This window comes from Paenibacillus campi, from assembly GCF_034659835.1.
In the GTDB taxonomy this organism is placed as follows: domain Bacteria; phylum Bacillota; class Bacilli; order Paenibacillales; family Paenibacillaceae; genus Saccharibacillus; species Saccharibacillus campi.
Genome location: NZ_JAXSQZ010000001.1, coordinates 407,593 through 421,663, shown reverse-complemented (window position 1 = coordinate 421,663; position 14,071 = coordinate 407,593). Strand labels below are relative to the sequence as shown.

10 protein-coding genes and 2 tRNA genes are annotated in these 14,071 nt (G+C 47.1%); 1 reads left to right on the top strand and 11 read right to left on the bottom strand.

What is annotated here, in order from left to right; all coding sequences use genetic code 11:
* Nucleotides 1-357: 357 nt before the first annotated feature.
* From U1I11_RS01630 to leuB, 9 genes are all read right to left on the bottom strand, one after another.
* Nucleotides 358-2,076: an ATP-binding protein gene (locus U1I11_RS01630; RefSeq protein WP_322903252.1), complete on the bottom strand. Its 1,719-nt coding sequence runs from the start codon at nt 2,074-2,076 to the stop codon at nt 358-360.
* Between the two features lie 528 nt (nt 2,077-2,604).
* Nucleotides 2,605-2,675, bottom strand: a tRNA-Gly gene (locus U1I11_RS01625).
* Between the two features lie 10 nt (nt 2,676-2,685).
* Nucleotides 2,686-2,759: transfer RNA gene (locus U1I11_RS01620), tRNA-Pro, on the bottom strand.
* A gap of 592 nt (nt 2,760-3,351) precedes the next feature.
* Nucleotides 3,352-4,323: an aldolase catalytic domain-containing protein gene (locus tag U1I11_RS01615; protein WP_322903251.1), complete on the bottom strand. Its 972-nt coding sequence runs from the start codon at nt 4,321-4,323 to the stop codon at nt 3,352-3,354.
* Nucleotides 4,324-4,494: 171 nt separating this feature from the next.
* Nucleotides 4,495-5,856 carry a DUF4129 domain-containing protein gene (locus U1I11_RS01610; protein WP_322903249.1) on the bottom strand — a complete coding sequence of 454 codons (1,362 nt, stop codon included), beginning with the start codon at nt 5,854-5,856 and terminating at the stop codon, nt 4,495-4,497.
* 263 nt (nt 5,857-6,119) lie between these two features.
* A complete protein-coding gene (locus U1I11_RS01605; RefSeq protein WP_322903247.1) occupies nt 6,120-7,268 on the bottom strand; it encodes a DUF58 domain-containing protein in 1,149 nt (382 codons plus the stop codon).
* Between the two features lies 1 nt (nt 7,269).
* On the bottom strand, nt 7,270-8,355 hold the full coding sequence (locus tag U1I11_RS01600; protein ID WP_322904459.1) for an AAA family ATPase: 1,086 nt from the start codon (nt 8,353-8,355) through the stop codon (nt 7,270-7,272).
* Between the two features lie 194 nt (nt 8,356-8,549).
* Complete coding sequence (locus tag U1I11_RS01595; RefSeq protein ID WP_322903246.1) at nt 8,550-8,954, bottom strand: hypothetical protein; 405 nt, start codon at nt 8,952-8,954, stop codon at nt 8,550-8,552.
* A 173-nt stretch (nt 8,955-9,127) separates the two neighbouring features.
* On the bottom strand, nt 9,128-10,210 hold the full coding sequence (gene leuB / locus U1I11_RS01590; RefSeq protein WP_322903244.1) for a 3-isopropylmalate dehydrogenase: 1,083 nt from the start codon (nt 10,208-10,210) through the stop codon (nt 9,128-9,130).
* Nucleotides 10,211-11,008: 798 nt separating this feature from the next.
* On the opposite strand from leuB, the gene U1I11_RS01585 reads away from it, so the two are divergent.
* A complete protein-coding gene (locus U1I11_RS01585; RefSeq protein WP_322904458.1) occupies nt 11,009-11,995 on the top strand; it encodes an aldo/keto reductase in 987 nt (328 codons plus the stop codon).
* A 321-nt stretch (nt 11,996-12,316) separates the two neighbouring features.
* On the opposite strand, the gene U1I11_RS01580 is transcribed toward U1I11_RS01585, so the two are convergent.
* Complete coding sequence (locus U1I11_RS01580) at nt 12,317-12,673, bottom strand: Imm51 family immunity protein (RefSeq protein ID WP_322903242.1); 357 nt, start codon at nt 12,671-12,673, stop codon at nt 12,317-12,319.
* Between the two features lie 192 nt (nt 12,674-12,865).
* A complete protein-coding gene (locus U1I11_RS01575) occupies nt 12,866-13,948 on the bottom strand; it encodes a hypothetical protein (RefSeq protein WP_322903240.1) in 1,083 nt (360 codons plus the stop codon).
* Nucleotides 13,949-14,071 lie beyond the last annotated feature (123 nt).

The following is a 14,071-nucleotide window of genomic DNA, read 5'->3' as shown; positions in this document are numbered from 1 at the left end:
CGATTTGTAAACATGTGGCGCAATGAAAAGATGTTGTTGCTTAGCAAAATACCAGACTGCTTCTAGTGTTTACGTTCTCCAAGCAGAAGTGCAATCAAAAAGGTTTTTGCGTAGCAAAATACCAGACTGCTTTTGAGCACGGAAATCTACTCTTTCTTCCTACTTCGTAGATTCCCGTGCGAGGCGGGAGCCCGCCACCTTATTTCTTATCGCAGTGATGGATGCCCCAACACGCCATGTTTGCATGCACGCCCTAATAATTTGTGTCCATTTCATTCATAATACGTATATCCGTTACCGCTTGATCATAAGCAGCTTTAGAAAAATCCAGACCCGATTTTGTATAGAGACAGCTGACTAAACGAGCTTGCTTGTCGGATCGGTCTGATTGGTCAGCGCGAAAATGAGCGCATTTAGCAAATACATACGCCGCATCGGCTTCACGACCACACCGGTCGACCAGTCGCGGGCGGCATCGTCAATCATCGTACCGAGCGAAGCTAGCAAGATCACCGCCACACCTCGCGATGTTTTTAACTGGCGTAATGTTGCTTGTACCGACTCCGGCTGTAGCTTCATCCATTCATAATCAATTAGCACCGCATCAAGCGCTTGCGGATGACTTAACAAACGTAACGATTCCTGTTCATCATGCGTAGCGAGCAGTCGCATGCCCCAATCGTCCACTAGCCGTCCGATCCAGCACTGCACTTTCTCATTATCATCGATTAGCAAAATCCGCTTATCTTGCAGCAGCGGCTGGCGCAGCGACGGCGTTGTCAGCTCATGCCGCAACACCGGCAATGTAAACGAAAATACACTACCTTCGCCAGGCACACTTTTCACCTCAATCGACCCTTCCATTAGCTCGATCAACTGCTTGCACACTACGAGTCCAAGACCGGTACCATTATAACTCGACTCCCTTAACCCAGCACGATAATAACGTTCAAACAGACGTTCCAGCTGTTTGGGCTCCATCCCGATGCCGGTATCGGTAATACTAATCTGTAACGATACGCTAGGCTCCAATGCGATGCCCGGCACGATCATATCATCTTCTGCAACAACCGCCGCCTGAATCAAAATATCGCCGGCATGGGTAAATTTCACCGCATTGCTAATTAGATTAATTAAAATTTGCCGGATTTTGCGTGTATCGCCATATAACAAAGGAATTTCTTCTTCGATATCCATAATCAGCTCAATATTGCGCTCCAGCGCCTTCGCTGCAAACACATACGCCGCCTCCTCCACAAGGGTAGGCAGATCGAACAGTTCGCTTTCGACCGTCATTTTGCCGGATTCCAGCCTGCTTAGCTCAAGCACATTGTTCAGCAGGTCCATTAACGTATGACTGCTTTTTTTAATAATTTGAATATAGGCGTGCTGCTCTGGAGACAATCCGGTCGTCTCCAACAATTCGATTACACTGGCGATTCCGTTGAGCGGGTTACGAATTTCATGACTGAGCACAGCGAGTGTATCGGACTTGTGTTGCAGCTTTAAATCAAGCTGGTCTTTAACTTGCTGCAATGCATCATACCGTTCCACCACTTGCTGTTTATCACGATGAAGTTCTTCATTGCGCTCCTGCTCATATTCGATTATTTCAGATTGCTGATCGATGCGCTTTTCCAGCTCAACGACATAACTCATAAAGATCGCCATCGAATGTAACGCCTGAATTTCGGGTTTGGAAAATACGTAACCTGGCGCATGTAATGCACACACCGTGCCAAACAGCGTCCCATTTTGCTTAATGACCGGGAATCCGATAAACGAATGATCACCAAGCCCTTCTGTTACCGGTAATTGGCAAGTAGACGGATGATCAATCGTATGCGGGATATATACCGCTTTGCCGGAAACGAGGCTGCAATACGTATCTCGCAGCGGCAGTACTAATCCTTCTCCAACTAGCATTTCCTCTCGATTGAACGCCTTCAAAATTCGGTTATTTTTCCCATCATTACTAGCGACAAAGATCGTATTGACCTTCAGCAGATTGCCGAGCACATCGGTAATATGCCCCGCCGCCTCAACCGCATCATTAAAAAAGGAATATTTACTCATGGCTCACCTTTCCCCAAACAATCTTGAATTACGATCCACTGAATAAGGACTTTTTTCCTGGATTCAGTGGTATTATCTATGATTTTTCCGATGAGTGAACACATAATGTATGTTTTATGCATTATGCGTATGATGCTGTTGCGGGTTTTATGTGCAACCGTTATTACAGATTGACCGGTTTTGGTATGAATCGGCATAATCCGTAGCGTAAACATTCGCTCAATAGCTTGTAAGAAGCAGTGCAATCACAATCGCAAAAATCAACGGTCTATGATAGGCATCCAAACGAATAATGAGTTGCTTAATGAGTTGCCCAATACGATACAATCGCTTGTTTTTCGTTGACATGATTCTGATTCGTATTTGGATAAACCCTGATTCGAAACTATAAGTTTGCCTACACATCCAAGCAATGTAACAGGTATTTTAGCCTAGTTACAATCTGCTAACGAATCTTTACCCAAAAACAAGAGCGCCGTAAACGTCTATTCGTTTACAGCGCTCTTGTTTTTATACATTTGTTTGGAAAGCGGGTGATGGGAATCGAACCCACGCTACCAGCTTGGAAGGCTGGAGTTCTACCATTGAACTACACCCGCCTATAAAATATCGGGATGACACGATTTGAACATGCGACCCCCTGGTCCCAAACCAGGTGCTCTACCAAGCTGAGCTACATCCCGTTAATCAGTTATTCAATCTTAGCGACAAAAATTAATATATCACATCCCGTGCTAGCTTGCAAGTAAAATTTGTTGGCGTTTTACATAACTACCCGCTAAGTCCATACCTACAGGGAAGATTATTGGAGCAACTGGCAAGCAGATTGTTCTCCAGCAAACATTATTGTTCCACAGTATATGAGCTTATCACCTTCCCGTTGAAACTAAATAGGAGCCATTTTAAGCTCCTACCGTTTGCTCCTGAACGGCTCTCATTACATTTTCCAAAACTTTAACTTCGCGTTCATGTATGACGGATTCACCGCAACTATTACAAATCATTGCCAGAACCATTACATTTCCGATATTTGGTAAAAAATATCAATTTCACCTTTGCGCATTGCTTCTTGTTCACCATTAAAGCAAACCTGAACGTCCATGAGCTCACTCTCCTTTTGTTCATCGTAAACCCTTTTTTATTTTCTCTATTATAGTTAGATGAATTAAAAAAGAATCTCTATTGTTTTGTATAAATTAAAAACAACGGATGATCTTATTATAACAATAGCCAAAAACCGGTGCTACGCCATAGCGCACACCGGTTTGCAGCCTATTATGCATTTTTGTCTGGTTTACCAAAGCTCACTTCAGGTGTAGTTAGCTTATCGTAGAAATCGACCGAGTTATCTTTATCATCGGAAGCGCGCAATGCCATTGCAGAGCGTGGGTGCTCATCCAGTGTACCAGTGACCATGTAAGGAATGATATAGCCCCATTCTTCTTTTTCACGCAGCTTGATCATATGCTTGTCGATCATTTCCAGTACTGGACGCAGCGTGTACTTCGTATTTTTCAAATGGGTAACGAGCAGTTCAGTCGGGCAATTACCTGCCGCACGACCCATACCGTATACGGATGCATCCAACAGTTCCACACCGTTATCGGCTGCAACTAATGTATTGGAGAAAGCAAGCTGCATATTGTTGTGGGTATGTACACCCAGACGTTTGTTTGGCAAATAGTTTTTGAACTTTTCGACCAGGTAAATAAAGTCTTTATAATCTAAGCTACCGTAGCTGTCTACGATATACACGATATCTACTTTGCTTTCTTTGATCAGTTCGAACGCTTCGATCAGTTCATTTTCCATTACGTTGGACAATGCCATAATGTTCAGCGTCGTCTCATAGCCGCGTTCATGGAATGTTTCTACCAGTTGTAACGCTTTGTCTACATCTTTGATGTAACATGCTACACGAATTAGATCAAGCATACTTTCGTTACGTGGCAAAATGTCACTTTCGTCCACACGTCCGATGTCTACGAGTGCAGACAGCTTCGTATGACCTTTGTGCGGAATAACTTCACGTAGAAATTCGTCGTCAAGGAAACGCCACGGGCCGGCGCTTTCTGCTCCCTTGAGCAGTTTTGGAGAGTTTTTGTAACCGATCTCCATATAATCGACGCCCGCTTCATTCAGTTTATTGTACAAATCCTGTACAAATTCGATGCTAAAGTCCCAGTTGTTAACGAGACCTCCATCGCGAATCGTGCAGTCTACAATCTTGCATGGATTGAGTTTCATTGTTGATCTCCTTTCAGGCTGTTCATTCTCTACATGATACTGTACGCCTAGTTTAAAGTAAAGAAAAAATCCTCACACGCTTTAACGCATCAATTCATCACAGCTATTTACATTCTATGATAGACGTTACTACGCCTAATGTCCAGCCCTAACGAAACGATTACGATCATTTTACCGCTTGTTGCTGCTATGATGCCGTTGCTCCCACTGTGCCAACTCCTGCTCCGCTACCGGTTGCCCATCATAGCGAACACGATTGTATAGCTCGATTAGTTCTTTGGTGCCTGCTGTAGTGTCAGCTATGCGTGTCTGCCTTGCACTCTCATCCATAACAAGCGTAGACCGGTTTGCATATTGTTCTGGCGCAAGTTGACGCCCTACCCGCTCAGGTGTTGCCGAAGCAGCGATCGTTATGCCTTGTTTACTTGCACGACTTAACAGCTGACGATAATAATAACGTACACGCTCATCCGGTTGTGACGGTTTGTATGTACGTGCAAACCAACGACGTGTATGACGTGCAGGTTCGTTTAACTGCTGTACTTCATCCGTATAAGCGACTGTGGCGACAACTTCTTGCCGCAACTGCTGTGGCTCCCATAATGACAGCAACCAGCGATATAGCTTAGGCGCATAACGACGCAATAATCGAATGATCACCAAGCCGAGCCAACCGATAAATGCGCAAACTGCCAGCAACACGATCAACTGGGCGATTTTTTCAATCCAAAACGGATCGGTTGTGGAGCTACTTGCTTCCGGTAACTGTAGCGGCTCTAGCGGTGGCGGTGTATACGTATCGGTTGGCAGTGCTGGCGGTGGTGCTGACGTATTGCTAAGCCAAGCGACTACTGCTTTCCACGCTTGTTCCAGCCACAATGATAGCTGATCGCTCGCTCCCAAAATGGCGATTAATACGACGACTAGCCATGTCCAGCGCCGTGTACGCTGAATGACCGCACGCAATGAAGCAAATGAAAATCCTTCATCTAGCGAAATATACTCAATCTGCTGACCGGCAAAACGAAACAGCAGCGCAAACAGCGTAAACGCACCTGCAACATATAAACTTGCGCGCCCATCATCGATCGATGAACTGCTGCCTGCAACGATATATACAATCCATGTTAAGCCCAGCGCGACAAGCTGCCAACGAATCGGAAACAGTCGCTCCATGTTACCGCGCGCGATCATAATGCCACGCAGTAGTGCCGATACAGCGAGCACGCTCACTGCGAGCCATATGGTGACGATCGATGACGCTGCCAGTATGCCATATAGTGCAACACTAACGAGTACAGCATACATGGCAAACGAAATGCCAGTCACAAGCCCATTCAAGCGCTGCATTGGGCGCAGCAATGTGCCGATTCCAGCGCTGCCAAACAACAATAGCACCCAATTCCACGACATTCCGGTTCGTAGCACATACGCATCCAGTAACACAAGCAGCGGATAAATCGCCGCTAGTTCCATCACGATATGGATGATGCTGGCGACTGTACGGCTACTAACAGGATGATCTTCATTCATGCTCTTTCCCCCTTTCCGTGTATATGCAATACGGCTACGATCATAGACTCAGATAATTGGCAATTTTTAAATAAATACCAGTCGTGATCTACACAAAGTCAACTATTTATGTTGAAACTACTGCACGGTCTTATTTGTAGATTTACAACTAAGGCGAGTAAGCGCTATACCTACCGCGAATGAAATCGAAACAAGCCGCTAGCACAGTTGAACAAATATATACGTGCACATCATTTGTGTAACCTATAATTATACGATCCACACTAAGTTCCTGTGCCTGCCACCCCTGCTTGCTGCATGAGCAAGCGGTATTGCTGCTTCATCTCGTCCAACTCTGGCAATAACAGCACATCCACCCGTATCGCTAGCGCACGCAGTTCGCTGATCACTAGTTCCATCGCTTCCGATACATACGGAGTAATCAATAACATATCAGTCGGAATACTCCGCTCATCGTCCGTCATCAAGCTTCGGATAAACTGGGCAAAAGGACGCCGGATTTTGAGCTGCAACTCCGCCATCATTTGCAAAATCGCATACAATTGCTCTGTACCGTAAGCAGGCGTAATAAACGCACGTTCCTCCTGCTCATACGGAATGATCGCATTATGGGCAAAGCCCGCTTTCATCCCCCGTCCGAGCAAATCGGCAACAATCGTCGCGGCACAGCTAATTGCATATTCCGCTGCGACCGGTTCGGTAACGGTGTTCCACATCTGCTCACTCAATTCAATATTAAGCACGATCATCACTTCCGGATCAGCGCTATAGCCATGTTGATACACTTGCAATTCACCCGTCCGTGCCGTTGCCGCCCAATGTACTTGATTCATCGGATCACCGGTACGATATTGCCGCACACCTGTCATCAAAAACGGGTCTTCATTGATCCAGCGTCGCATTTCAAGCTCACCCTGCCAGCTGCTGTACGCTTCCGGCATATGATATGACGGCAAATACGCTGGATAAATGCTCACATCCAATTGGAATTGCAGCGGTCGCGTAACTCGTACGAGACCGAATAGATCACCAACACTCATCGACACGCTATCGAGCCGGTAACAACCACGCTGTCGTGCTAGCATACGATGCCGCCTAACGATACGTACCTGGCGTCCTAGACTGAACAGGCTTTGATGATTTTGATACACCGTTCCTTCACTAATGACCAGATCAGCAGACCCGGCGAACTGAAACGCTACCGGCAGCATCGCTTCCAGACGCAACCACGGCAATGGCAAGGCACGCCGATTTTCCAGTTCTTCGATCATTTCTAGCGGCTCGCCCACATGACATTGAGCAGCAGACAAACGCCGTGTATACAATAGCTTGGTCAGCGCATGTTTGCCAAATAATACCGCCTGCGCCGCAACGACGAGCACAGCGACCACCATTAACCAAAATAATGCCATCTTAATGCGCTCCACTTACAACATTTGGCTCTGTCGGTACAGGTTCAGCGCTAACAATCGCTTCCAGCAGTTCACGCCCGGCTTCACTGCCGCTGCGCTGCCGACTGCGAAATACGATTCGGTGAGCAAGTACCGGCACCGCCAATGATTGTACATCGTCAGGCAGCACATAATCCCGACCGTGAATCGCCGCATACGCCTGGGCAGCACGTAGCAATGCCTGTGTAGCACGCGGGCTGGCACCAAGTGCTGTATCGCTGTGCTGGCGCGTCGCCTCCGCGATCCGTACCACATAATGCAGCAGATCGTCATGTACTTTTACGGCGCGGCATAGGCGGCGTGCTTCCATAATATGCTGCCGTGTAACCGGCTCATTTGCCGTTTGATCGTGTATAGTTGTGTCATCTGTACGTGTAGATGGGATCGTAGGCGGCTGTTGCTCTGCATTTTCATCTGCACTTAATTTCATCACTGTTTCAGTATGTCTGTGCGGCTCTGTCCGCTCCATCTGTGCGCCAAGCGTACGGCGCAGCACTTCTACCCCTTCATCTTGCGTCGGATAACCAAGCGACAGCTTTAGCATAAATCGATCCATCTGTGCCTCTGGCAGCGGAAATGTACCTTGATTATCAACCGGATTTTGCGTGGCGATCACCATAAACGGATCGCCTAGCCGATGGCTTTCACCATCGATACTAATCTGCTGTTCCTCCATACATTCCAGCAAGCTAGACTGTGTACGTGGAGTTGCCCGGTTAATTTCATCCGCCAGCACGATATGCGCAAACAATGGCCCCGGACGAAACACAAACTCCGATTGTTTCTGATTATAAAAATAGCCGCCAGTCAAATCAGAAGGCAGCAAATCAGGCGTAAATTGGATACGTTGAAAACGGCACTGGACAGACTGGGCGAGCGTGCGCGCAAGCAGCGTTTTACCTGTGCCCGGCACATCCTCCATCAACACATGTCCAGACGCCAGCAGCGCGGTCAGCAGCAGCCGCACCTCACGCGTTTTGCCCACAATCCGTTGACCGATTCCCTTTTCCAACCGCTCTGTCAATTGCTGTACGTGATCAATATTCATCATGCCATCATCCCCTTTTCGTTATGTATGCGCTCTCGTCTATCATACAATGAATACATTTGAAAATAAAAAAGCAGCACGATTCGTGCTACTGTTCCAAAATAGCGCTTTCATGATCTCGGCAACAAACGGCAGGAGAATAATTCCCCTGCCGCTCGGATAATGATCCGTATATCAATCGAACCGTATTATGCTTATTTATGCTGAAGACGGGCACGGCGCAAGCTCATGACAGCGAGGCGCTTTTTCAGATCGCGCTCCCATTTCTCATCACCGATCTCCTTGGCTACTGCGAGCAAATCGAGACTCATATCAATCTGACGCTGCACCATATCCATCGGGTCATCTTCTTCAACATTAACACAGTTTTCAAACATCGTACCTTCTTCTTCCATTACATAGTCCTGGAAGTCGATTTCCGGTGTGCCATCATCATGCGCATACTCGGCTAGAATCTCATATTCGTTCTCAACCTTATAATGCACTTCGATACGTTCGCATACAGGACACACCAGAAGGGGAACATTGTGAACCTGGGTTCTAAAATGTTTGAGGGTTCCTTTCGTTCCAATCATACTGCCGCCACAGCAAAAGCTCATCGTGTTCTCCCTCCAGACATGATTCTATAATCGTCAAAGTGACTTCGCATCAACATTGTATACATGTTTGTGAAAGATTATTAACCAGCTTGTGTTCATTCTACACCTTTTTTTGGCAAGACAAAACCCCTTTTCTTTACCAAAACGGCATCGAAAAGGGGTTATCATTAAAGTTAGGACTTTTGGATCGCTGCTACGATCAGATCGCCCATTTGTGAAGTGGATAGCGCTTTGCTTTTGTCAACCGCGATATCAGCGGTACGATGACCTTCGTCCAGCACTTTTGCTACCGCTGCTTCAATCGCATCCGCCGCTTCCGTATAGCCGAATGTCGTACGGAACATCAATGCCAACGACAAGATCGTCGCGATTGGATTCGCCAGCCCTTGTCCAGCAATATCCGGGGCGGAGCCGTGTACAGGCTCATACAAACCGAAGCTACCTTCACCAAGCGATGCGGAAGCAAGCATACCGATCGATCCGGTCAACATCGCCGCTTCATCACTCAAAATATCACCAAACATATTTTCGGTGACGATGACGTCAAAACTTGCCGGACGACGCAGCAGCTGCATCGCACAATTGTCGACGAGCACATGTTCCAGCTCCACATCCGGGAAGTCGGGAGCGATACGGTTTACCGTTTCACGCCATAGACGGGACGTTTCCAGCACGTTCGCTTTGTCGACGGAAGCGAGCTTTTTGCGGCGGCCGCGAGCGATTTCAAATGCTTGACGCACGATGCGCTCCACTTCCGCTACATTGTATGCACATGTGTCTACCGCTTCTTCACCATGCTCTGTTTGACGTCTGAATTTCTCGCCAAAATAAATGCCGCCAGTCAGCTCACGCACAACGATCAAATCAGTGCCTTCCAGCACTTCCGGTTTTAAGGTCGATGCTTCTTTCAAGCAATCAAACACAACTGCCGGACGCAAGTTTGAGAACAGACCAAGCTCTTTACGAATGCCGAGCAAGCCTGTTTCTGGACGCAGTTCTTTTGGGTTGCTGTCCCATTTTGGACCGCCTACCGCACCGAGCAATACCGCATCCGCATTTTTGCAAACAGTTAATGTTTCTTCTGGCAACGGAGTGCCTTTTTCGTCGATCGCAATTCCACCAAACAATGCGTGCTCTGTTTCAAAAGCATAGCCATACAGTTCTTCCGCGCGGCGTAATACCTTTTCCGCTTCCGCTACTACTTCAGGGCCAATTCCATCACCAGGGATGACTGCAATTTTTTTCGTTTCGCTCATATATAGCTCTCCTTTGGGCAGCCTTGCTCCGTGCCAAGGTCTGCATCATTAGTCCATTTATGTACATCGCTGTCAGTACGTATTACGTATGCGGATGTGCATTCGCTCATTTGCTCTATATTCAGTTTTAACACGTAATCCGTTTCATATCCAAGATATACAAACTATGATCGTTATAGGCATAACCTATAACTGCTCAGAGGACGATTCCGCTAAGACGTGTAGGCAAACTTGGCGTGTTAGGGCAACCACCACTACGGTACGAAATAAGCACAACAGTACATGTACGATTACAATGACCATAGTCATCGGATCATAATAGAGCTACATTGGAGTAGTGATCCGTATTTGCCCAATCTGATGGAACATTTAGGAAGCAATTCGGCAGCATCCGTAAAGCGATCATAAAGTATGCCCAAACAGCCAAACATTGTCCGCAAAGTCATGATAACGTGTGTTCGAACTGTCCTAAAGCGGCTATAGCTACTCTATGACGATCCGACAACTACAACTACAACTACAACTATAACTATAACTATACTTATCGTTTCGTTATTTTTATATATTATATCATCTTAAGCAGGATTCCCATATAATAGGTGATTGAATTTGAAGTGAACGCTGGCAACGAATACAATAAGTACAAGGGTGTACAATCGTAACTATCATCTGTGCATCAGCAATGGCTTGATGCGCCTGTGCAATCGTTAGGCTGGACTTGGTCGCTCGTTGGGCTGTAATCGTCCCGATTCGTTTGTACAGACGTCTACTTTATACTCAAAAGGAGTGCGATGATTGATGGATTACACGTATCTCGGCAAGTCTGGTTTAAAGGTGAGCCGTATTTGTTTGGGCACGATGAATTTTGGCCCGGTGACCGATGAAAAGGAATCATTTCGGATTATGGATGCTGCGCTTGATGCAGGCATTAACTTTTTTGATACTGCCAATGTGTATGGTGGGTTTGGTGGCGGTCGATCCGGTACAACCGAAGAAATTATCGGACGCTGGTTTCAGCAAGGTGGCGGACGACGTGAGCGCACGATCCTTGCCACCAAAGTATACGGCAAAATGAATAACGAACCAGACAGTCCGAACAATGAAAACGGTCTGTCCGCCTACAAAATCCGTCGGCATCTGGAAGGCTCCTTACAACGCTTGCAGACCGATCATATCGAACTGTATCAAATGCATCATGTCGATCCGGCAATTAGCTGGGATGAATTATGGGGTGCCTTTGCAGTGGCGGTGAATCAAGGCAAAATTGGCTATGTCGGCTCCAGTAACTTTGCCGGTTGGAATATCGCGGTTGCACAAAAAGAAGCGGAGAAACGCCATTTGCTCGGACTCGTATCTGAGCAGCATAAATATAGCCTGCTCTGCCGCGAGCCGGAACTTGAAGTGTTGCCTGCTTCCAAACAGCTTGGTCTGGGCGTGATTCCGTGGAGTCCGCTCGATGGCGGTCTGCTCGGTCGTAATGCACTGCAAAAAATCGAAGGCTCCCGTAGCGGCGGCAATGCCGAGCGCGTCGAAAAGCATCGTACACAACTGGAACAGTTTGACAAGCTATGCAAAGAGCTAGGCGAGCCACAAGACGTCGTTGCACTCGCTTGGGTACTCGCCAACCCGGCTGTGACCGCACCGATTATCGGTCCCCGTACATCCGAGCAGTTTGAAAGTTCACTGCGCATTTTGGATGTGAAACTGGATGAAGCGACGATGCAGCGCCTAGATGAAATTTTCCCCGGCCCTGGCAAACCGGCTCCAATGGCGTACGCGTGGTAAGTTGATGTTCAGTTTAAGATTAATAGTTTAAGAGCAAATAATTAAGCAGACAAAAAAGCCTCTGTGGATAAATGATACTATCCGCAGAGGTTTTTTATATTACATTGTTTATCATTTGTATTCGCTGTGAGCATATTTCGTCACTCATTACGTTTTGTATCCAGTGTGAACACAGTATCGTAATGACGATCTATTTCCCATTCCTTGCCAACCGCATCAGCCATCATCAGTCTAATAAAGCTAGCCACTCCCCAACTTGCTCGTTAGACGAAACAGCGATACGAGAACGACAATAGAAACGGAACGATGCTATGTTCATGCTTAATCCAGCTCTGCCTGTGCAAACAAATTCGCAATTACATCAGGCTGTTCACAGGCTGCGTGAAATCCGATCATAAATTTGTGCAATGCCTCGGTGTCACTGGAATAAGCACAAAACATATCCGCCTCCGGATCAAAACGGACGATCGTTTCCAATTCCGGCATCTTCTCCGCCAAATATACCGCTGCTAGCGCTGCCCAATCATAACCACTACCTTCAAAGCCTTCATCAGCACGGCTGTCAAACAATTGCTGTTTATACATCCCAGCGACGAGAATGACCGATGCGCCTTCACCACCGTCGTAAGCTACCCATTTAAAAGGGGCGATCGTTTCATCGATTTCCTGTTTACTCATAATCATGTCTCCTTTTCGTATTAGACTATATAATATATATACAAACATGCGTTCGTAAATTATTATATCGTACGCTTAGACTTGGACACATGATCATATGGAATCAAATGTACGGCACTTTAGCTATGTTGATATAGGGCTTACTGACTGGCAGCGGTATATACGTATACGATACGATCATGCCATTTCCAATTATAGCGTTTCCACTAGCAAACCAAGCGGCGTCGATGAAGCGCCAGCGATCATCAAGCTAAAACGATACTGGCTCGTACCGGGTGGCACACTGGCTACATACACAGGCGCTTTTTGCTGATTCGTGCGCAGCAGGGGCACGCCATACACTTCATCACCGATTTTGACTGCGCCGCCATAGCTGCCACCACGCGGGTTAAGCGAGATTTGCACCGTACGTTGTTGTGGACCCGGATTGTGTACAGGCACGGTCACATTATAAATGGCACCAAATTGAGCGCGATTATCAAGCGACTGTTGCGGCTGCTCACTGGCAGCGGCGGTGAACAATTGATCCGCCGGGATCGAACCATCCTTTTTCAGCTTAGCGGCTGTCGGATAAATGACACGATCCGTACCTGCCGTATAGACAGGCGTAACTGCATTCGTCTCTGAAAATGTCCAATTGCCTCGCGGATGTGCCTGTGCAGCGAACGGTAACGGCTCCGATTTCAGCAGTGTCAGATCATACGCCGTATCACGCGATGCTACCGTACGCACCGTATAGAGCATCTCGCCACTGTCTGTACTTTTCACCGTAAAATCATACACAAATCCGAACAGCTTACCAGACGGCACGATAAACGATTCGATTTGACCGGACTGTTGCTGTTGAATAAACGGCTGATCCGCTGTACGCTGATCCATCGTACCCGCCAGCACCGCACGGGAAATGTTGCCGCCAATATCGGTAATCCAGTTTACTTCATCGCCACCAATCCGGTATTCGCGCTGCACATCTTCCAGCCGCAGCGCACCGTGGTTAGCACGATTTTCGAGCGTGATGCCAATTTTCACCGGATTGGGCAGCACATTATAATGCCAGCCAAAAATACGGTGCTTGACCTGTCCCTCATTACTGCGCACTACATCATGCCACAGCACACCATGTGTCACCGAAAAAGTCGTTTCGTTCAATGTCTCCGGGTTATCGCTCACCATCAGACGACGGGTACCGCCGCGCGTAGCCGAAGCGATATCAAATTGCACCACACCTGTTGTATTCACTGCCTCAATCGTCAAATTACGTCCACTGCTTGTCATTTGTATGACCTCCTTAAATGCTGATTTTGCCCGCACTTCCCAAGCTTCCGCCGCTAACGGATTGTCAATGCTAGTATTGCTTTTGCGCCTGAGAAGCGGGGTTCATCTATAAAGTAAAAATAA